This window comes from Sphaerotilus sulfidivorans (assembly GCF_013426975.1).
In the GTDB taxonomy this organism is placed as follows: domain Bacteria; phylum Pseudomonadota; class Gammaproteobacteria; order Burkholderiales; family Burkholderiaceae_C; genus Sphaerotilus; species Sphaerotilus sulfidivorans.
On record NZ_JACCPY010000015.1, the window covers coordinates 34,998 to 53,633 of the forward strand.

At 69.6% G+C, this 18,636-nt stretch carries 14 protein-coding genes; 10 read left to right on the forward strand and 4 right to left on the reverse strand.

Annotated features, from left to right (window positions below; translation table 11 throughout):
- Window positions 1–42 precede the first annotated feature (42 nt).
- The gene (ligK, locus tag HZU84_RS10985; protein ID WP_149505590.1) at window positions 43–726 is read right to left on the reverse strand and encodes a 4-carboxy-4-hydroxy-2-oxoadipate aldolase/oxaloacetate decarboxylase; all 684 of its coding nucleotides are present in this window, start codon (window positions 724–726) and stop codon (window positions 43–45) included.
- Window positions 727–1,030: 304 nt separating this feature from the next.
- On the opposite strand from ligK, the gene HZU84_RS10990 reads away from it, so the two are divergent.
- Window positions 1,031–3,268 carry an NADP-dependent isocitrate dehydrogenase gene (locus tag HZU84_RS10990; RefSeq protein ID WP_149505589.1) on the forward strand — a complete coding sequence of 746 codons (2,238 nt, stop codon included), beginning with the start codon at window positions 1,031–1,033 and terminating at the stop codon, window positions 3,266–3,268.
- Window positions 3,269–3,498: 230 nt separating this feature from the next.
- Complete coding sequence (locus tag HZU84_RS10995) at window positions 3,499–4,761, forward strand: NAD(P)/FAD-dependent oxidoreductase (RefSeq protein WP_149505588.1); 1,263 nt, start codon at window positions 3,499–3,501, stop codon at window positions 4,759–4,761.
- 39 nt (window positions 4,762–4,800) lie between these two features.
- Here HZU84_RS10995 and glpK read toward each other — a convergent pair whose 3' ends face one another.
- Window positions 4,801–6,300 carry a glycerol kinase GlpK gene (gene glpK, locus HZU84_RS11000; RefSeq protein ID WP_149505587.1) on the reverse strand — a complete coding sequence of 500 codons (1,500 nt, stop codon included), beginning with the start codon at window positions 6,298–6,300 and terminating at the stop codon, window positions 4,801–4,803.
- Between the two features lie 43 nt (window positions 6,301–6,343).
- Window positions 6,344–7,108 carry a DeoR/GlpR family DNA-binding transcription regulator gene (locus HZU84_RS11005; RefSeq protein WP_149505586.1) on the reverse strand — a complete coding sequence of 255 codons (765 nt, stop codon included), beginning with the start codon at window positions 7,106–7,108 and terminating at the stop codon, window positions 6,344–6,346.
- 231 nt (window positions 7,109–7,339) lie between these two features.
- Between HZU84_RS11005 and glpD the strand changes: the two genes are divergently transcribed.
- The 8 genes from glpD (at window position 7,340) to HZU84_RS11045 (ending at window position 17,152) form a co-directional block, all read left to right on the forward strand.
- Entirely contained in the window at window positions 7,340–8,926 is a 1,587-nt protein-coding gene (gene glpD, locus HZU84_RS11010) for a glycerol-3-phosphate dehydrogenase (protein WP_244954582.1), read from the forward strand.
- A gap of 54 nt (window positions 8,927–8,980) precedes the next feature.
- The gene (locus tag HZU84_RS11015) at window positions 8,981–10,060 is read left to right on the forward strand and encodes an ABC transporter ATP-binding protein (protein WP_149505585.1); all 1,080 of its coding nucleotides are present in this window, start codon (window positions 8,981–8,983) and stop codon (window positions 10,058–10,060) included.
- 1 nt (window position 10,061) lies between these two features.
- The gene (locus HZU84_RS11020; protein WP_149505584.1) at window positions 10,062–11,138 is read left to right on the forward strand and encodes an ABC transporter ATP-binding protein; all 1,077 of its coding nucleotides are present in this window, start codon (window positions 10,062–10,064) and stop codon (window positions 11,136–11,138) included.
- Window positions 11,135–12,031 (forward strand): carbohydrate ABC transporter permease, encoded by an 897-nt coding sequence (locus HZU84_RS11025; protein WP_149505583.1) that lies wholly within the window; start codon window positions 11,135–11,137, stop codon window positions 12,029–12,031. The genes HZU84_RS11020 and HZU84_RS11025 overlap by 4 nt, the downstream gene beginning before the upstream one ends.
- A complete protein-coding gene (locus HZU84_RS11030) occupies window positions 12,024–12,836 on the forward strand; it encodes a carbohydrate ABC transporter permease (protein WP_149505582.1) in 813 nt (270 codons plus the stop codon). Before HZU84_RS11025 ends, HZU84_RS11030 begins: the two co-directional genes overlap by 8 nt.
- Window positions 12,837–12,879: 43 nt before the next feature.
- Window positions 12,880–13,188: a DUF2160 domain-containing protein gene (locus HZU84_RS11035; protein ID WP_149505581.1), complete on the forward strand. Its 309-nt coding sequence runs from the start codon at window positions 12,880–12,882 to the stop codon at window positions 13,186–13,188.
- A gap of 104 nt (window positions 13,189–13,292) precedes the next feature.
- Complete coding sequence (locus tag HZU84_RS11040) at window positions 13,293–15,026, forward strand: ABC transporter substrate-binding protein (RefSeq protein ID WP_149505580.1); 1,734 nt, start codon at window positions 13,293–13,295, stop codon at window positions 15,024–15,026.
- 71 nt (window positions 15,027–15,097) lie between these two features.
- Window positions 15,098–17,152 carry an ATP-dependent helicase gene (locus HZU84_RS11045; protein ID WP_149505579.1) on the forward strand — a complete coding sequence of 685 codons (2,055 nt, stop codon included), beginning with the start codon at window positions 15,098–15,100 and terminating at the stop codon, window positions 17,150–17,152.
- 29 nt (window positions 17,153–17,181) lie between these two features.
- On the opposite strand, the gene dbpA is transcribed toward HZU84_RS11045, so the two are convergent.
- Window positions 17,182–18,618 (reverse strand): ATP-dependent RNA helicase DbpA, encoded by a 1,437-nt coding sequence (dbpA, locus tag HZU84_RS11050; RefSeq protein WP_149505578.1) that lies wholly within the window; start codon window positions 18,616–18,618, stop codon window positions 17,182–17,184.
- Window positions 18,619–18,636 lie beyond the last annotated feature (18 nt).

Sequence of the window (18,636 nt, forward strand, 5' to 3'; positions counted from 1 at the left end):
TTGTCTCCTGGGAAAAGGCGGATCGCGCGTCGGGGCGCGATCTCAGTCGATGTAGCGCAGGCCGGCCTTGGCCAGCGGCTCGCGCATCTTGTACATGTCCAGCCCCAGCACGCCGCTGGCGAGCAGGTCGCGCTTCTCGCCCTCGAAGCTCTCGCGCCTGGCGGCGGCGGCGGCCACCTCGACCACGCGGGCGGCCGGCACGCAGCACACGCCGTCGTCGTCGGCGACGATCGCGTCGCCCGGGTTGACCATCATGCCGGCGCACACCACCGGAATGTTCACCGAGCCCAGCGTGGCCTTGATCGTGCCCTTGGCGCTGATCGCCCGGGACCAGACCGGGAAGCCCATCTCCTTGAGCGTCTTCACGTCGCGCACGCCGGCGTCGATGATCAGGGCGCGCGCGCCGCGGGCCATGAAGCTGGTGGCGAGCAGGTCGCCGAAGTAGCCATCGGTGCACTCGGCGGTGACCGCGGCCACGACGATGTCGCCCGGCTGGATCTGCTCGGCAGCCACATGCATCATCCAGTTGTCGCCCGGGTGCAGCAGCACGGTGACCACGGTGCCCGAGACCTGGGTGCCGACCTGGATCGGGCGCATATAGGGCTTGAGCAGGCCGACGCGGCCCATCGCCTCGTGCACGGTGGCCGAGCCCAGGGCCGCCAGACGGTCGGTGGCCTCGCGGTCGGCACGAGTGATGTTGCGGTAGACGACGCCGAGTTCGTACATGACGGAAAAGCTCCTGGGGTGATGAGGCTGCGCCGGATTCTGGCGGCGCCCGGCCATGCCGTACAGGCAGAGAATCGACTATCAGCTATCGCACAGCAGCATCACTCATGCGGGAATTTCCCGAGATCATCCGGCCTGCACAGCCAGCGTCCTGACAGGAAGACATGCGACATTGCGCGCCACGGAGACACTTCCCGCACTGTGAGAGACAATTTCACCCGGGAAAGAAAGACCCCGACAGAACTCGACCCGTGCAGAGCGCGGGTCGCGCTTCATCCGAAGCCCCCACAACGGAGATAGTTGAATGACCACGAAGCAGCCGACCATCGTCTACACGCTGACCGACGAGGCCCCCTTCCTGGCGACGGCCTCGTTCCTGCCGATCGTCCGCACCTTTGCCGCCCAGGCCGGCATCGACGTGACCACCAGCGACATCTCGGTCGCCGGCCGCATCCTGGCGAACTTTCCCGAGTACCTGACCGAGGAGCAGCGCGTCGCCGATCACCTGGCCGAGCTGGGCAAGCTGACGCTGCGCCCGGACGCCAACATCATCAAGCTGCCCAACATCAGCGCCTCGATCGCCCAGCTGAAGGCCGCGATCAAGGAGCTGCAGGCCAAGGGCTACGCGATTCCCGACTATCCCGAGAACCCGCAGAACGACGAGGAAAAGGCGCTGAAGGCGCGCTACTCGAAGTGCACCGGCTCGGCCGTCAACCCGGTGCTGCGCGAGGGCAACTCCGACCGCCGCGCCCCGAAGGCGGTCAAGGAATACGCGCGCAAGAACCCGCACAGCATGGGCGAGTGGAGCCAGGCCTCGCGCACCCATGTCTCGCACATGCACCACGGCGACTTCTATCACGGCGAGAAGTCGATGACGCTCGACCGCGCCCGCACCGTGCGCATGGAGCTGATCACCAAGTCGGGCCAGACCCTCGTCCTGAAGGAGAAGGTCGCGCTGCTGGACCGCGAGGTCATCGACTCGATGTTCATGAGCAAGAAGGCGCTGCTCGAGTTCTACGAGCGTGAGATCGAGGACGCCCGCAAGACCGGCGTGATGTTCTCGCTGCACGTCAAGGCGACCATGATGAAGGTCTCGCACCCGATCGTGTTCGGCCACTGCGTCAAGATCTTCTACAAGGACGCATTCGCCAAGCACGCCGAGACCTTCAAGCAGCTCGGCGTCAACGTCAACAACGGCATGGTCGATCTGTACACCAAGATCGAGAAGCTGCCGGCCTCGCAGCGCGACGAGATCAAGCGCGACCTGCACGCCTGCCACGAGCATCGCCCCGAGCTGGCGATGGTGGACTCGGCCAAGGGCATCACCAACTTCCACTCGCCCAACGACGTGATCGTCGACGCGTCGATGCCGGCGATGATCCGCGCCGGCGGCAAGATGTACGGCGCCGACGGCCGCCTGAAGGACGCCAAGGCGGTGATGCCGGAGTCGACCTTCGCCCGCATCTACCAGGAGATGATCAACTTCTGCAAGTGGCATGGCAACTTCGACCCGAAGACCATGGGCACCGTGCCGAACGTCGGCCTGATGGCGCAGCAGGCCGAGGAATACGGCTCGCACGACAAGACCTTCGAGATCCCGGAAGACGGTGTGGCCAACATCACCGACATCGAGACCGGCGAGGTGCTGCTGAGCCAGAACGTCGAGGAAGGCGACATCTGGCGCATGTGCCAGGTCAAGGACGCCGCGATCCGCGACTGGGTCAAGCTGGCGGTCAACCGCGCCCGCAACTCCGGCATGCCGGTCGTCTTCTGGCTGGACAGCTACCGCCCGCACGAGGCGCAGCTGATCCGCAAGGTCAAGATGTACCTGCACGAGCACGACACGACCGGCCTGGACATCCAGATCATGAGCCAGGTGCGTGCGATGCGCTACACGCTGGAGCGCGTGATCCGCGGCCTGGACACCATCAGCGCCACCGGCAACATCCTGCGCGACTACCTGACCGACCTGTTCCCGATCATGGAGCTGGGCACCTCGGCCAAGATGCTGTCGATCGTGCCGCTGATGGCCGGCGGCGGCATGTACGAGACCGGCGCCGGCGGCTCGGCCCCGAAGCACGTGCAGCAGCTGGTCGAGGAGAACCACCTGCGCTGGGACAGCCTGGGTGAATTCCTGGCCCTGGCCGTCAGCCTGGAAGACCTGGGCCTGAAGAACGGCAACGCCCGCGCCAAGCTGCTGGCCAGGACGCTGGACGCGGCCACCGGCAAGCTGCTGGACAACCGCAAGTCGCCGAGCCCGCGCACCGGCGAGCTCGACAACCGTGGCAGCCAGTTCTACCTGTCGATGTACTGGGCGCAGGAACTGGCCGCGCAGACCGAGGACGCCGAGCTGGCCGCGAAGTTCGCGCCGCTGGCCGAGCGCCTGACCGCCGACGAGGCCCGGATCGTCGAGGAGCTCAACAGCGTGCAGGGCCAGCCGGTCGACATCGGCGGCTACTACAAGCCCGACATGGCCAAGACCTCGGCGGTGATGCGCCCGAGCGCCACCTTCAACGCCGCGCTGGATTCGCTGGGCGCCTGAGCCCGGCACTGAGCGGCGGACACGCAGCCGCCGAGGCCTGCGCACCTTCGCGGCGCAGGCCGCCTGACCGCCCCGCCCGGGAGATCCCGGCCGGGGCTTCTCGTCGTGGGGCCACGATTCCTGACAGCGCTGTAAGCTGACAGGGTTAGGCTGGCGCCAGCCCAGGTGGCCCGACCTGATGCCGTGCAGGAGCAGCGGCAAGCCACCGCTGACCCACGGAGAAGACGACCATGAAATACGTCCTGATCGGCGCCGGCCCGGCCGGCGTGCGCGCTGCCGAGACCCTTCGCAAGGAAGACCCCACCAGCGAGATCACGCTGGTCGGCGGCGAGCCGGGCGCGCCCTATGCGCGCATGGCCATTCCCTATGTCCTGAACAAGTCGATCACCGAGTCGGGTGCGCTGCAGCGCAAGGCCGATCTGCACTACGACCTCCAGGGCATCCGCTACCTGAACCGCAAGGCGCTGAAGGTCCATGCACGCGCCGATGGCGGCACGGTCGACCTCGACGACGGCAGCACGCTCGACTACGACCGTCTGCTGGTGGCGACCGGCTCGTCGCCGTCGCTGCCGCCGATTCCCGGCACCGACCTGCCCGGCGTGGTCACCTGCTGGACGCTGGAGGACGCCCGCGCCATCGCCGAGAAGCTCCAGCCCGGCAACCGCGTCGTGATGGTGGGCGCGGGCTTCGTCGCCGGCGTGTGCATGAAGTCGCTGGTGGGCACCGGCGTCAAGCTGTCGGTCATCGCCGGCCGCGCCGGCCAGATCCTGCGCACGATGATGGCGCCGACCGGCAGCAGCATGATGCAGCGCTGGCTGGAGGAGCGCGGCGTCGACGTCATCACCCAGGGCCGCACCGAGCGCATCGAGCCCGGCCCGCGCCTGGTGATGGACACCCGCGTGATCGAGGCCGACCTGATCATCCTGGCCACCGGCGTGAAGCCGAACCTCTCCTTCCTGGAAGGCACCGGCGCGCAGATCGACCAGGGCGTCGTCGTCGACCACTTCATGCGCACCACCGTGCCGCATGTCTACGCCGCCGGCGACGTGGCCCAGGGCCGCGACTTCTCCACCGGCGAATGGGTGGTGCACGCGCTGCAGCCCACCGCCACCGAGCACGGCCGCATCGCCGCGCTGAACATGGCCGGCAGGACCATGCCCTACCGCGGCAGCCTGAGCATGAACGTGCTCGACATCGGCGGCCTGATCTCGCACACCTTCGGCCAGTGGCAGGGCGTCGAGGGCGGAGAGATGGTCGAAGAGGTCGACGAGGAGAACTTCCTCTACACCCGCCTGTGCTTCAAGGGCGAGCGCATGGTGGGCGCGATCACCATCGGCAACTGCAACCATGTCGGCGCGATCCGCGGCCTGATCCAGACCCGCCGCCAGCTCGGCGAGTGGAAGGACAAGCTGATGCACAACCCGCACCAGGTGATGGCGGCCTTCGTCGACCTGGGCCAGCACCGGGCGCTGCCCTCGGCCATGCCCGCATGATCGACGCGCGGGCCTGAGCGCTGGCGCCGGGCGGAGACGTCAGCGTGCGCAGGCCTGGCGCACCGCGCGCTCCCACTGCGCCATGCGCTCCTCGGCGCGCTCGCGCGGCAGTGTCGGGTGGAAGACGCGCTCGGCCTGCCACAGCGCCGCCAGCTCGGCCGGGTCGCGCCAGACGCCGGCCGACAGCCCGGCCAGGAAGGCCGCGCCCAGCGCGGTCGTCTCGATCACCTTCGGGCGCAGCACCGGAATGCCGAGCAGGTCGGCCTGGAACTGCATCAGCAGGTCGTTGACGCAGGCGCCGCCGTCGACCCGCAGCTCGCTGACCGGCTCGCCGCCGGCGGCCACCGCATCACGGCTCATCGCCTGCAGCAGCGCGGCGCTCTGGAAGGCGATGCTCTCCAGCGCGGCGCGGGCGATGTGGGCCATCGTCGTGCCGCGCGTCAGGCCGACGATGGCGCCGCGCGCGTCCGCATCCCAATAGGGCGCGCCCAGCCCGGTGAAGGCGGGCACCATCAGCACGCCGCCTGCGTCGGGCACGCTGGCGGCCAGCGCCTGCACCTCGTGGCTGGACTCGATGGCGCGCAGACCGTCGCGCAGCCACTGCACCACCGCGCCGCCGATGAAGACGCTGCCCTCCAGCGCGAACTCCGGCGCCGGCACCCCGCCGGTGCGGCAGGCGCTGGTGGTCACCAGGCCGTTCTCGCTGGCGCGGAAGCGCTCGCCGGCGTGCATCAGCATGAAGCAGCCGGTGCCATAGGTGTTCTTGGCCTGGCCCGGCGACAGGCAGGCCTGGCCGAAGAGCGCGCTCTGCTGGTCGCCAGCCATGCCGCCGACCGGAACCGACGCACCCAGCAGCTCCGGCAGCGTCTCGCCGAACACATGGCTGCTGGGGCGGACCTCGGGCAGCAGGCTGGCCGGAATGTCGAACAGGGCCAGCAGCTCCGCATCCCAGCGCTGGGTGCGCACGTCGAGCAGCAGGGTGCGCGCGGCATTGCTGACATCGGTGGCGTGCACCCGCCCGCCGGTGAGCTGCCACAGCAGCCAGCTGTCGACCGTGCCGAAGGCCAGCTCGCCGCGCTCGGCCGCCGCCCGCGCGCCCGGCACCTGGTCGAGCAGCCAGCGGATCTTGGTCGCCGAGAAATAGGCGTCGATCACCAGCCCGGTGCGCTCGCGCACCCAGTCGCCGTGGCCGGCCTCGCGCAGCTGCGCGCACAGCGGCTCGGCGCGGCGGTCCTGCCAGACGATGGCCGGATGGATCGGCCGGCCGCTGCGCCGCTCCCACACCAGCGTGGTCTCGCGCTGGTTGGTGATGCCGATGCTGCGGATGTCGCCGGCCTGCAGCCCGGCGCGCTGCAGGGCCTCGCGTGCGGTCTCGAGCTGGCTGTGCCAGATCTCCATCGGATCGTGCTCGACCCAGCCCGGGCGCGGGTAGTGCTGGCGGAACTCGCGCTGCGCCATCGCGCGGATGCGGCCGTGCTCGTCGAAGACGATGCTGCGCGAGCTCGACGTGCCCTGGTCCAGGGCCAGCAGATAGGTCATGGGAAAGTCTCCTCGGACGGTCGTTGTTGTGGGGTCGCGGCCCTCAGCGCGCGATGTCGAGCTGCACGCCGGCCTCGGCCAGCAGCGCCGCGTAGGGCGAGGGCGGCTCGACGTCGGTGAACAGGCGGTCGAGCTGCTGCATGCGCGCCATCTCGACCATCGCCGGGCGGTTGAACTTGGAATGGTCGGTGGCCAGCCAGACCTCGCGGCTCTGCCGGATGATGGCCTGCGCGACCTTGACCTCGCGGTAGTCGTAGTCGCGCAGCGTGCCGTCGGGCTCGATGCCGGAGATGCCGATGATGCCGATGTCGACCCGGAACTGATTGATGAAGTCCACCGCCGCCTCGCCGACGATGCCGCGGTCGCGATGGCGCACCACGCCGCCGGCGACGATGACCTCGCAGTCGGGGTTGTCCGCCAGGATGGCCGCGACGTTCAGGTTGTTGGTGATGACCCGCAGGCCGCGGTGGCGCAGCAGCTCGCGCGCCACCGCCTCGGTGGTCGTGCCCAGGTTGATCAGCAGCGAGCAGCCCTCGGGCACCGCCGCGGCCACCGCGCGCGCGATGCGCTGCTTGGCCTCGGCATGCAGGTCCTGGCGCTGGCGGTAGGCGATGTTCTCGGTGGTCGACATCGGCAGGCGCACGCCGCCGTGGAAGCGAGCGAGCAGGCCGGCCTCGGCCAGCAGCTTCACGTCGCGGCGCACCGTCTGCAGCGTCACGCCGAAGCGCTCGGCCAGCGCCTCGACCGTCATCACGCCGCGGGCGCGGACCTCGTCGAGCAGTTCGGATTGGCGGGGGTTCGGAGTCATGCGCGGGATTGTCGCGGCGCGGTGCCGGGCCGCGGCTGACACCGCGGCACGCTTCGCGGGATGATCAGAAGCGAACGTGGCCGAACTCTATTCGCATCAAAAACGAAATCAAACGATGGGAAACCATCTTGCAAACGAACTTCCAATCGCATAAAAAAGAAAAAGAACACCGCAGAACCAGAACGCGGCCACCGCCCGACGACCGGCGACGGCCCGCCCGAGGAGACCTTCTTGAATCCATCATCGCCAGCGCGCACGGCTCCGGCCGGCGCGACCGCGGACACCTTCGACGTGCTGGTCGTCGGCGGCGGCATCAATGGCGCCGGCATCGCCCGCGACCTCGCCGGCCGGGGCTGGCGGGTGCTGCTGGCCGAGGCCGAGGACCTGGCGCAGCACACCTCGTCGTCGTCGACCAAGCTGATTCACGGCGGCCTGCGCTATCTCGAACACCGGGAATTCGGCCTGGTGCGCAAGGCGCTGCAAGAGCGCGAGGTGCTGCTGCGCAGCGCGCCGCACATCATGTGGCCGCTGCGCTTCGTGATGCCGCACGACCCGTCGATGCGCCCGGCCTGGATGATCCGCATCGGCCTGTTCCTCTATGACCATCTGGCGCGGCGCGAGGTGCTGCCGGGCTCGCACGCGATCGACCTGCGCACGCATGCGGCCGGCGCGCCGCTGAAGGCGGGCTACACCCGCGGCTTCGTCTACTCCGACGGCTGGGTGGACGACGCGCGCCTGGTGCTGCTCAACGCGCTGGACGCCCGCGAGCGCGGCGCCGAGGTGCTGACGCGCACCCGGGTGGTGTCGGCCCAGCGCGGCGCGCAGGGCTGGCGCGCGGTGCTGCAGCCGGCCGACGGCGGCACGGCACGCACGGTCGAGGCGCGCCTGCTGGTCAATGCCGCCGGCCCCTGGGCGGAGAGCTTCCTGCGCAGCACCGCCCGTCCGGCCGCTGGCGAGACGCTGGCGACCAAGAGCCTGCGCCTGGTCAAGGGCTCGCACATCGTCGTGCCGCGCTGCTTCGAGCACGACCACGCCTACATCTTCCAGAACCCCGACCGGCGCATCATCTTCGCGATCCCCTACGAGCGCGACTTCACGCTGATCGGCACCACCGATCAGGAGATCGAGGGCGACCCGGCGCAGGCGCGCATCGACGCGGGCGAGATCGCCTACCTGTGCGAGCAGGCCAGCCGCTACTTCACCCGCGCGGTCGCGCCGTCCGACGTGGTCTGGCACTACGCCGGCGTGCGCCCGCTGCTCGACGACGACTCGGGCGATCCGTCGGCCGTCACCCGCGACTACCTGCTGGAGAACAACTCGGACGGCGGCGCGCCGCTGCTGAGCGTCTGGGGTGGCAAGATCACCACCTTCCGCAAGCTCGCCGAGGACGCCGCCAGCGAGATCGGCCGGCTGCTCGGCCAGAGTCGCCCGGCCTGGACCGCCACGGCGCATCTGCCGGGCGGCGATCTGAGCGCCTGGATCGGCCCGCCGCAGCGCCCCGACACCGACTTCGAGCGCTTCGTCGTGCAGCTGCGCGCGCGCCACGCCTGGCTGGAGGCGCCGCTGGCACGCCGGCTCGCACGCGCCTACGGCAGCCGGGTCGACGGCGTGCTGGGCACGGCCACCTCGCTCGCCGGCCTGGGCGCGGAGATCGCGCCCGGCCTGCACGAGGCCGAGCTGGACTTCCTGATCCGCCACGAGTGGGCGCGCAGCGCCGAGGACGTGCTGTGGCGCCGCAGCAAGCTCGGGCTGCACTTCAGTGCGGCCGAGCGCGAGGCGGTGGGGCGGTGGATGGCGGCGCGCGGCCTCGATCACTGACTTCCCTGACAACGACGACGAGAGAGACAACGCCATCATGAAGAAGGTGAACCCATGGAGCTGAGGCTCGAAGGCATCGGCCGCACCGTCGGCGCCGAGACCTGGCTGCATCCGATGGACCTGGCGCTGCGCCCGGGCACGGTCACGGTGCTGCTGGGCGCGACCCAGGCCGGCAAGACCAGCCTGATGCGCATCATGGCCGGGCTCGACCGACCTGACCGAGGCCGCGTCCGCGTCGACGGCCAGGACGTCACCGGCCTGCCGGTGCGCGATCGCAACGTCGCGATGGTCTACCAGCAGTTCATCAACTACCCGTCGATGACAGTGCGCGACAACATCGCCTCGCCGCTGAAGCTGCATCGCACGCCGAAAGCCACCATCGACAAGAAGGTGCGCGAGCTGGCCGAGCGGCTGCACATCGACATCTTTCTCGACCGCCTGCCCGCCGAGCTGTCGGGCGGTCAGCAGCAGCGGGTGGCGCTGGCACGCGCGCTGGCCAAGAACGCGCCGCTGATGCTGCTCGACGAGCCGCTGGTCAATCTCGACTACAAATTGCGCGAGGAACTGCGCGAGGAGCTCTCGGCGCTGTTTTCGACCGGCGACTCCACCGTCGTCTACGCCACCACCGAGCCCGGCGAGGCGCTGCTGCTGGGCGGCTGGACCGCGGTGATGGACCAGGGCGAGCTGCTGCAGTACGGCCCGACCGCCGAGGTCTTCCACCGCCCGGCCTCGCTGCGGGTGGCACGCGCCTTCTCCGACCCGCCGATGAATCTGCTGGCCGCCGAGGTGGCCGAAGGCGGCGCGCGCCTGCGGGACGGGGCGGTGGTCGCGGTGGATCTGCCCCGCCAGACGTCCCGCGCGCTGACGCTGGGCATTCGCGCCAGCGTGCTGCGGCCGGAGGCCCGGCCGGGCGATCTGGCGCTGCCCGGTCGAGTGGAGCTGGCGGAGATCTCCGGCTCCGACACCTTCGTGCATGTGCACACCGCAGTGGGCGAGCTGGTCGCGCAGCTCACCGGTGTGCATGAGTTCGAGCTGGGTACCGCGCTGACGCTGCATGTGCAGCCGACCCAGGTCCACGTCTTCGACGCGTCAGGTGCGCTGCTGGTGGCGCCGCAGCGCCGGGAGGTGCACTGACATGGCCCGCATCGATCTCGACCTCGCCCATTCCTACCGCCCGAATCCGGCGCAGGACAGCGACTATGCGCTGCTGCCGTTGAAGATGAGCTTCGAGGACGGCGGCGCCTATGCGCTGCTCGGCCCTTCCGGCTGCGGCAAGAGCACCATGCTCAACATCATGTCGGGCCTGCTGGTGCCCTCGCACGGCAGCGTGAAGTTCGACGGCACCGACATGACCCGCGCCACGCCGCAGGAGCGCAACATCGCGCAGGTCTTCCAGTTCCCGGTGATCTACGACACGATGACCGTGGCCGAGAACCTGGCCTTCCCGCTGAAGAACCGGCGCGTGCCGAGGGAGACCATCCGCCAGCGTGTCGGCCAGATCGCCGAAATGCTGGAGATGAGCCACCAGCTCGACCAGCGCGCCGCCGGCCTCTCGGCCGACCAGAAGCAGAAGATCTCGCTGGGCCGCGGGCTGGTGCGGCCTGACGTGGCGGCGGTGCTGTTCGACGAGCCGCTGACCGTGATCGACCCGCACCTGAAGTGGCAGCTGCGGCGCAAGCTCAAGCAGATCCATCACGAACTCAAGCTCACGCTGATCTACGTCACCCACGACCAGGTGGAGGCGCTGACCTTCGCCGACCAGGTGGTGGTGATGACACGCGGCCGGGTGGTGCAGCAGGGCACGCCCGACGCGCTGTTCGAGCGCCCGGCGCACACCTTCGTCGGCCACTTCATCGGCTCGCCGGGCATGAACTTCCTGCCCGCGACGCTGCAGGGCGAGGTGCTGAGCGTGGCCGGCCAGGTGCTGGGCCGCGCACCACGCGCGCTGCCGGCCGGCGCCGATCTGCGCCTGGGCATCCGCCCTGAATACCTGGCGCTGGACGCACCCGGCACCGCCGGCAGCCTGCCCGCCACCGTGCGCCAGGTGCAGGACATCGGCACCTATTTCCTGGTGACACTGGACCTGGCCGGCCAGCGCCTGAAGTCCCGCCTGCCGGCCGATGCCGTGCCGCCTGCGGCCGGCAGCCCCGTCGGTGCCCGGCTGCTGGGCGCCCACACCTGCTTCTATGCCAACGAGGAGCTGGTCGCATGAGCCCCCAGACCAAGCCCGTGAACCAGAAGGCCTGGTTCCTGATCCTGCCCGTGTTCCTGTGCGTGGCCTTCTCGGCCATCCTGCCGCTGATGACGGTGGTGAACTACTCGGTGCAGGACATCATCAGCCCCGAGCGGCGCGTCTTCGTCGGCACCGAATGGTTCGCCGCCGTGATGCGCGACGAGGACCTGCACGCCGCGCTGTGGAACCAGCTGTGCTTCTCGCTGGCGGTGCTGGCGGTGGAGCTGCCGCTGGGCATCGCGCTGGCCCTGTGCATGCCGGCCTCGGGCTGGCGGTCCTCGGCGGTGCTGGTGACGATCTCGCTGTCGCTGCTGATCCCGTGGAATGTGGTCGGCACCATCTGGCAGATCTTCGGCCGCGCCGACATCGGCCTGATGGGCCACGCGCTGCAGGCGCTCGGGATCGACTACAGCTACACCGGCAATGCCACGCACGCCTGGCTGACGGTGCTGCTGATGGATGTCTGGCACTGGACGCCGCTGGTGGCGCTGCTGGCCTACGCCGGCCTGCGCTCCATCCCGGACGCCTACTACCAGGCCGCGCGCATCGACGGCGCCAGCAAGCTGGCGGTGTTCCGCCACATCCAGCTGCCCAAGATGCGCGGCGTGCTGATGATCGCGGTGCTGCTGCGCTTCATGGACAGCTTCATGATCTACACCGAGCCCTTCGTGCTGACCGGCGGCGGCCCCGGCAACGCGACGACCTTCCTGTCGCAGTACCTGACGCAGAAGGCGGTCGGCCAGTTCGACCTCGGCCCCGCCGCGGCCTTCTCGCTGATCTACTTCCTCATCATCCTGCTGATGTGCTTCATCCTCTACAACTGGATGCAGCGCCTCGGCGCCACCGAGAAGGAGGGTGCCGACCATGCATGAGCACCGTTTCCACAAGCGCTCGCTGTTCCTCGTCGCCTATCTGGTCTTCGCGCTGCTGCCCATCTACTGGATGGTCAACATGAGCTTCAAGACCAACGAGGAGATTCTCTCGAGCTTCAGCCTCTGGCCGCAGCACTTCACCTGGGACAACTACCGGCTGATCTTCACCGACCCGAGCTGGTATTCGGGCTACATCAACAGCCTGATCTATGTCGGCATCAACACGGTGATCTCGATCAGCGTGGCGCTGCCGGCCGCCTACGCCTTCAGCCGCTACAGCTTCCTGGGCGACAAGCATGTCTTCTTCTGGCTGCTGACCAACCGCATGACACCGCCAGCGGTGTTCCTGCTGCCCTTCTTCCAGCTCTACACCACCGTCGGGCTGATGGACACGCACATCGCGGTGGCGCTGGCGCACCTGCTGTTCAACGTGCCGCTGGCGGTCTGGATCCTGGAAGGCTTCATGTCGGGCATTCCGCGCGAGATCGACGAGACCGCCTACATCGACGGCTACAGCTTCCCGCGCTTCTTCATGACGATCTTCCTGCCGCTGATCAAGGCCGGCGTGGGCGTGGCGGCCTTCTTCTGCTTCATGTTCTCGTGGGTCGAGCTGCTGCTGGCGCGCACGCTCACCAGCGTCAACGCCAAGCCGATCGTCGCGACGATGACCCGCACCGTGTCGGCTTCCGGCATGGACTGGGCCACGCTGGCGGCCGCCGGCGTGCTGACGATCGTGCCTGGCGCGATCGTGATCTGGTTCGTGCGCCACTACATCGCGAAGGGCTTCGCGATGGGCCGCGTCTGAGCCCCCCGCAACGGCCAAGGCGCCAGGCGCAAGGAGACAAGAGATGTTCGATTGGATGGTCTGGACAACGCCGGTGGCGGTGTTCTTCGGCTGCATCGTGCTGATGCTGGCGGGCATGACGATGTGGGAGATCCGCTCCCCCACCCGACTGCGCAAGGGCTTTCTGCCGATCGCCACCACCCGCGGCGACCGGCTCTTCATCGGCCTGCTGAGCGCGGCCTACATCAACCTGGCCTGGGTGGGCCTGGCCGGTCAGATCGCGCAATGGCTGTCGCTGGAGAACGAGCCCAGCATCTGGATCAGCTTCGTCGCGTCGATGGGCGTGCTCGGGCTGGTGATGCGCAAGGGCTGAGCGAGCACACGGCGAACACGACGACGAGGAATCCGGCCCGGGTGCTGCCCCGGGGCCGAGGGCCTCCACAAGAGAACGGGGCAGCGCCCATGAGGAGACAAGCGATGAAGATGCGATACCACGCCCTGGCCCTGGCTGCGCTGTGCGCGCTGGGAACGAACCTGGCTCAGGCTGGCGAGGCCGAGGCGAAGAAATGGGTGGACAACGAGTTCCAGCCCTCGACGCTGAGCAAGGACCAGCAGATGGCCGAGATGAAGTGGTTCATCGAGGCTGCAGCCAAGCTCAAGGCCAAGGGCGTCAAGGAAATCTCGGTCGTCTCCGAGACCATCACCACCCACGAGTACGAGGCCAAGACCCTGGCCAAGGCCTTCAGCGAGATCACCGGCATCACCGTCAAGCACGACCTGATCCAGGAAGGCGATGTGGTCGAGAAGCTGCAGACCTCGATGCAGTCGGGCAAGTCCATCTATGACGGCTGGATCAGCGACTCCGACCTGATCGGCACCCACTATCGCTACGGCAAGGTGCTGAACCTCACCGACTACATGGCCGGCTCCGGCAAGGAGTTCACCAACCCGGGCCTGGACCTGAAGGACTTCATCGGCACCAAGTTCACCACCGGCCCGGACGGCAAGCTCTATCAGCTGCCCGACCAGCAGTTCGCCAACCTGTACTGGTTCCGCGCCGACCTGTTCGAGCGCAAGGATCTGAAGGACAAGTTCAAGGCCAAGTACGGCTACGAGCTGGGCGTGCCGCTGAACTGGTCGGCCTACGAGGACATCGCCGAGTTCTTCAGCAACGACGTGAAGCAGATCGACGGCAAGCCCATCTACGGCCACATGGACTACGGCAAGAAGGACCCGTCCCTGGGCTGGCGCTTCACCGACGCCTGGCTGTCGATGGCCGGCACCGCCGACATCGGCACGCCCAACGGCCTGCCGATCGACGAGTGGGGCATCCGTGTGGGCGCCGACAAGTGCACGCCGGTGGGCGCCTCGGTCGAGCGGGGGGGGGCCACCAACTCGCCGGCAGCCGTCTACGCGCTGACCAAGTATGTGGACTGGATGAAGAAATACGCCCCGAAGGAAGCCACCGGCATGACCTTCGGCGAGGCCGGTCCGGTGCCGGCACAAGGCCAGATCGCCCAGCAGATCTTCTGGTACACCGCCTTCACCGCCGACATGACCAAGAAGGGTCTGCCGGTGGTCAACGCCGACGGCACCCCGAAATGGCGCATGGCGCCCGGCCCCAACGGCCCGTACTGGAAGCAGGGCATGCAGAACGGCTACCAGGACGTCGGGTCCTGGACCTTCTTCAAGGACCATGACGCCAGCAAGACCGCCGCCGCCTGGCTGTACGCGCAGTTCGTCACCGCCAAGACCACCAGCCTGAAGAAGACGGTGGTCGGCCTGACCCCGATCCGCGAGTCCGACATCCAGAGCAAGACCATGACCGACATGGCACCGAAGCTGGGCGGTCTGGTCGAGTTCTATCGCAGCCCGGCGCGCGTGGCCTGGAGCCCGACCGGCACCAATGTGCCCGACTACCCGAAGCTGGCCCAGCTCTGGTGGAAGAACGTGGCCCAGGCCGTGACCGGCGAGAAGACGCCTCAGGGCGCGATGGACAACCTGGCCAAGGAGATGGACGACGTGATGGCCCGCCTGGAGCGCGCCGGCATGGCCCAGTGCCCGCCGAAGCTCAACAAGAAGGAAAGCGCCGAGAAGTGGCTGAGCGACAAGCAGGCACCGTGGAAGAAGCTGGCCAACGAGAAGCCCAAGGGCGAGACCATCGCCTATGACAAGCTGCTGAGCGCCTGGAAGGAAGGCCGGGCGCGCTGAGTGCAGCGGCTCGCCAGCGCCGGCACCCACTGGACTCAGGCCGGGCATCATCCATGGGATGATGCCCGGGCATGAGCGCCGCCCCACGATCCCCCGACGACCTGGCCCCTGACGACGATCTCGCCGACCGCGCCGATCTGACCCGTCTCGCGCAGGTCGAGCAGGCGCTGCACGCGCTGCTGGACTCGGGCGATGCGGTGCTGGCGGCCGCGCTGCACGAACCGGCCCGCGCGCTGCGGCAGGCGCTGCAGCAGCTGCGCGACCGGGACCTGCTGCCGGGATCGGCCACCCACCGGGCGCTGCACCAGCACCTGCTCGAGCCGCTGACGCCGGTGCAGCGCGCGCTGGTCTGCGCGCCGGACCGCGGCCACCAGCTGGTGCTGGCCGGGCCGGGATCGGGCAAGACGCGGGTGATCGCGCACCGCATCGCCTGGCTGCTGCAGGCGCGGCAGGTGCAGGCGCGGCAGATCGTCGCGCTGGCCTTCAACCGGGGCGCCGCCGCCGAGCTGCGCCAGCGCCTGCACGCGCTGGCCGGCGAGCCCGCGCGCGGCGTGACCGTGCTGACCCACCATGCGATGGCGCTGCGGCTGATCGGCCGAGCGCTGGCCGGCAGCGAGCAGGAGGACGTGCCGCTCGACTTCGCCCGCATGCTCGACGAGGCGGTGGCGCTGCTGCAGGCCGAACCCGAGCGGCCGCGCCCGACGCATCTCTTCGTCGACGAGTACCAGGACATGAGCCCGGCGCAGTACGCGCTGGTGGGCGCACTGGCCGGACCGCACACCCAGCTGATGGCGGTCGGCGACGACGACCAGACCATCTACGGCTTCGGCGGCGCCAGCATCGAGTTCATCCGGCGCTTTCGCGACGACTACGCGCCGGTGCGCACCACGCTGCTGCTGGAGAACTTCCGCTCGACCCCGCCCATCCTGGCGGTGGCCGAACGGCTGATCGCGCCGGTGGCCGAGCGCATGAAGGGCGCGGACGCGCCGGTGCACCGGGCCGCCTCGCGTCGGGACGAGCCGCCGGGCGCGCCGGTGCGGCTGATCGACGCGCCGGCCGAGGTCGGCCTGCAGGCGGCGCTGGTGCTGGACGCGGTGCGCCGATGCCTGGCCGAGGATGCCGCGCTGCGCCCGGGCGAGATCGCGGTGCTGGCGCGCACCCGGCGCAGCCTGGCGGCGCTGCAGGCGCTGTGCCTGCTCGAGGGCCTGCGCTGCGAGATCGCGCCGCGCCCGCAGGCCACCAGCCGCCTGACCGTGCTGCACACACGCGAGGGCCGGCGGCTGCTCGACCTTCTGGGGTGTCCGGCCCGACCGCACCGCCGCGGCGCCGCACCGATGCGCTGGGCCAGTCTGCAGGCGCGACGCCGCCCGGCCCATCCGGTCTGGCAGGACCTGCTGCTGCTGGCCAACGAGCTGGCCCAGGTCGCGCCGGTGCGTGCGTCTGCGCCCGAGCTGGTCGAACAGCTGCACGCGCTGGCCCGCGAACCGCGCCGCGCCGGCAGCCCCCAGGCCCTGCGCCTGATGACCGCGCACGCCGCCAAGGGGCTGGAGTTCCGCCATGTCATCGTCATGGACTGCAACGACTGGCTGCCCGGCGACGACGAGCGCCGCCTGCTCTATGTCGCCGCCACCCGCGCGGTCGAGACGCTGACGCTGATGCGCGCACGCCCCTCGCGCCACGGCCTGCTCGATGACATCGGGCTGGAGGCGCTGCAGGAAGCCGGCCTGCTGGAGCCCCTGGCCGCGCCGACACCGGCAGAGCCGCCGGACGCACCGGTCTCGCACCGGCGCATGCTGCCGGTCAGCCCGGCCGACATCGACCTGGGACATGCCGGGCGCATGCCGCCGGGCCATGTGCTGCACGCGCGGCTGGCGCGGCTGGAGGCGGGCGACCCGGTGCGGCTGATCGGCCGGCGCATCGAGAACCTGCGCGGCGAGCCGATCGGCCAGCTCTCGCGCCGGGCCGGGGCGCTGGAGCGGCTGGCGCGTTCACCCGGCCTGCCCGGCCGGATCACCGCGATCCTGGTGCGCCAGCGCGCGCAGGCCGGCGAGGCCTTCCGCGCCGACCTGCACTGCGAGCGCTGGGAAGTGCCGCTGATCGAGGTGGTGGTGGACGCGCCGGACTGAGTCGCACGCCGCACCCCGCCGCGCTCATCTCAGAGCTGGCGCACCTTCACCGAGCGGCCCTTGACCTTGCCCGCGCTCAGGCCGCGCAGGGCCTGGGGCGCGATCTCGCGGGCCACCGCCACATAGGTGCTGAACTCGTTGATGCTGATCTTGCCGATCTGCGCGCCATCCAGGCCCAAGTCCTTGGTCAGGGCGCCCAGCACGTCGCCGGCGCGGATCTTCTCCTTGCGCCCGCCCAGGATCTGCAGCGTCACCATCGGCGGCAGCGGCGGCGGCGCGTCCTCGGCGGCCTGCAGCGCGGCCAGCGGCAGCCACTCGAAGGCGCGGCCCTGGGCATGCTCGATGTTGCCCACGCGGCCCATCTCGTCCATGCTGGCCAGGCTCACGGCCAGGCCACTCTCGCCGGCGCGGCCGGTGCGCCCCACCCGGTGGGTGTGCACCTCCACCTCGGGGCTGATGTCCACATTGATCACCGCTTCGAGCTGGGCGATGTCCAGGCCGCGCGCGGCCACGTCGGTGGCCACCAGCACGCTGCAGCTGCGGTTGGCGAAGCGCACCAGCACCTGGTCGCGGTCGCGCTGGTCCAGGTCGCCGTGCAGCTCCAGCGCCGAGATGCCCTGGGCCTGCAGCACCGCCACCAGATCGCGGCACTGCTGCTTGGTGTTGCAGAACGCCAGCGTGCTGACCGGGCGGTGGTGCTTGAGCAGCAGGCTCACCGCATGCAGGCGCTGGGTCTCGGTGACCTCGATGAACAGCTGCCGGATCTGCTCGGGCGCATGCGCCTCCTTGATCGTGACGGTCTGCGGCTGGCGCATGAAGCGCGTGGCCAGCGCCTGCACGCCCTCGGGATAGGTGGCCGAGAACATCAGCGTCTGGCGCTGCGCCGGACAGTGCTTGAGCACCTGCTTGATCTCGTCGGCGAAGCCCATGTCGAGCATGCGGTCGGCCTCGTCCAGCACCAGGGTGGCCAGCGCGTCCAGCGCCAGGCTGGCGCGGTCGAGGTGATCGAGCACCCGGCCGGGCGTGCCCACCACGATGTGCGCGCCGTGCGAGAGGCTCACCAGCTGCGGCTGCACCGGCGAGCCGCCGCACAGCGTCAGCACCTTGATGTTGTCCTCGGCCCGGGCCAGACGGCGCACCTCGCCGGCCACCTGGTCGGCCAGTTCGCGGGTGGGGCACAGCACCAGCGCCTGCACCGCGAAGCGGCGCGGGTTCAGGTTGGCCAGCAGCGGCAGCGTGAAGGCAGCCGTCTTGCCGCTGCCGGTCTTGGCCTGGGCGATCAGGTCGCGCCCGGCCAGGCTCAGCGGCAGGCTGGCGGCCTGGATGGGCGTCATCCGCTCATAGCCCAGGGCCTGCAGATTGGCCAGCGCGGTCGGCGACAGCGGCAGCTGGGCAAAGTCGCGGGCAGCGGGGGAGGTCGAGGAGGAGGCAGAAGGCGCAGCGGAGGCGGTGTTCGGTTCGGTCATGCCCGATTGTCGGTGCAG

Bases quoted from the DNA above. Each gene is read 5' to 3' on its own strand.
- HZU84_RS11005 (WP_149505586.1), bottom strand. From the start codon at position 7,108: ATGACTCCGAACCCCCGCCAATCCGAACTGCTCGACGAGGTCCGCGCC.
- HZU84_RS11015 (WP_149505585.1), top strand. From the start codon at position 8,981: ATGGAGCTGAGGCTCGAAGGCATCGGCCGCACCGTCGGCGCCGAGACC.
- HZU84_RS11030 (WP_149505582.1), top strand. From the start codon at position 12,024: ATGCATGAGCACCGTTTCCACAAGCGCTCGCTGTTCCTCGTCGCCTAT.
- HZU84_RS10990 (WP_149505589.1), top strand. From the start codon at position 1,031: ATGACCACGAAGCAGCCGACCATCGTCTACACGCTGACCGACGAGGCC.
- dbpA (WP_149505578.1), bottom strand. From the start codon at position 18,618: ATGACCGAACCGAACACCGCCTCCGCTGCGCCTTCTGCCTCCTCCTCG.
- glpK (WP_149505587.1), bottom strand. From the start codon at position 6,300: ATGACCTATCTGCTGGCCCTGGACCAGGGCACGTCGAGCTCGCGCAGC.
- HZU84_RS11025 (WP_149505583.1), top strand. From the start codon at position 11,135: ATGAGCCCCCAGACCAAGCCCGTGAACCAGAAGGCCTGGTTCCTGATC.
- HZU84_RS11035 (WP_149505581.1), top strand. From the start codon at position 12,880: ATGTTCGATTGGATGGTCTGGACAACGCCGGTGGCGGTGTTCTTCGGC.
- HZU84_RS11045 (WP_149505579.1), top strand. From the start codon at position 15,098: ATGAGCGCCGCCCCACGATCCCCCGACGACCTGGCCCCTGACGACGAT.
- ligK (WP_149505590.1), bottom strand. From the start codon at position 726: ATGTACGAACTCGGCGTCGTCTACCGCAACATCACTCGTGCCGACCGC.
- HZU84_RS10995 (WP_149505588.1), top strand. From the start codon at position 3,499: ATGAAATACGTCCTGATCGGCGCCGGCCCGGCCGGCGTGCGCGCTGCC.
- HZU84_RS11020 (WP_149505584.1), top strand. From the start codon at position 10,062: ATGGCCCGCATCGATCTCGACCTCGCCCATTCCTACCGCCCGAATCCG.
- HZU84_RS11040 (WP_149505580.1), top strand. From the start codon at position 13,293: ATGAAGATGCGATACCACGCCCTGGCCCTGGCTGCGCTGTGCGCGCTG.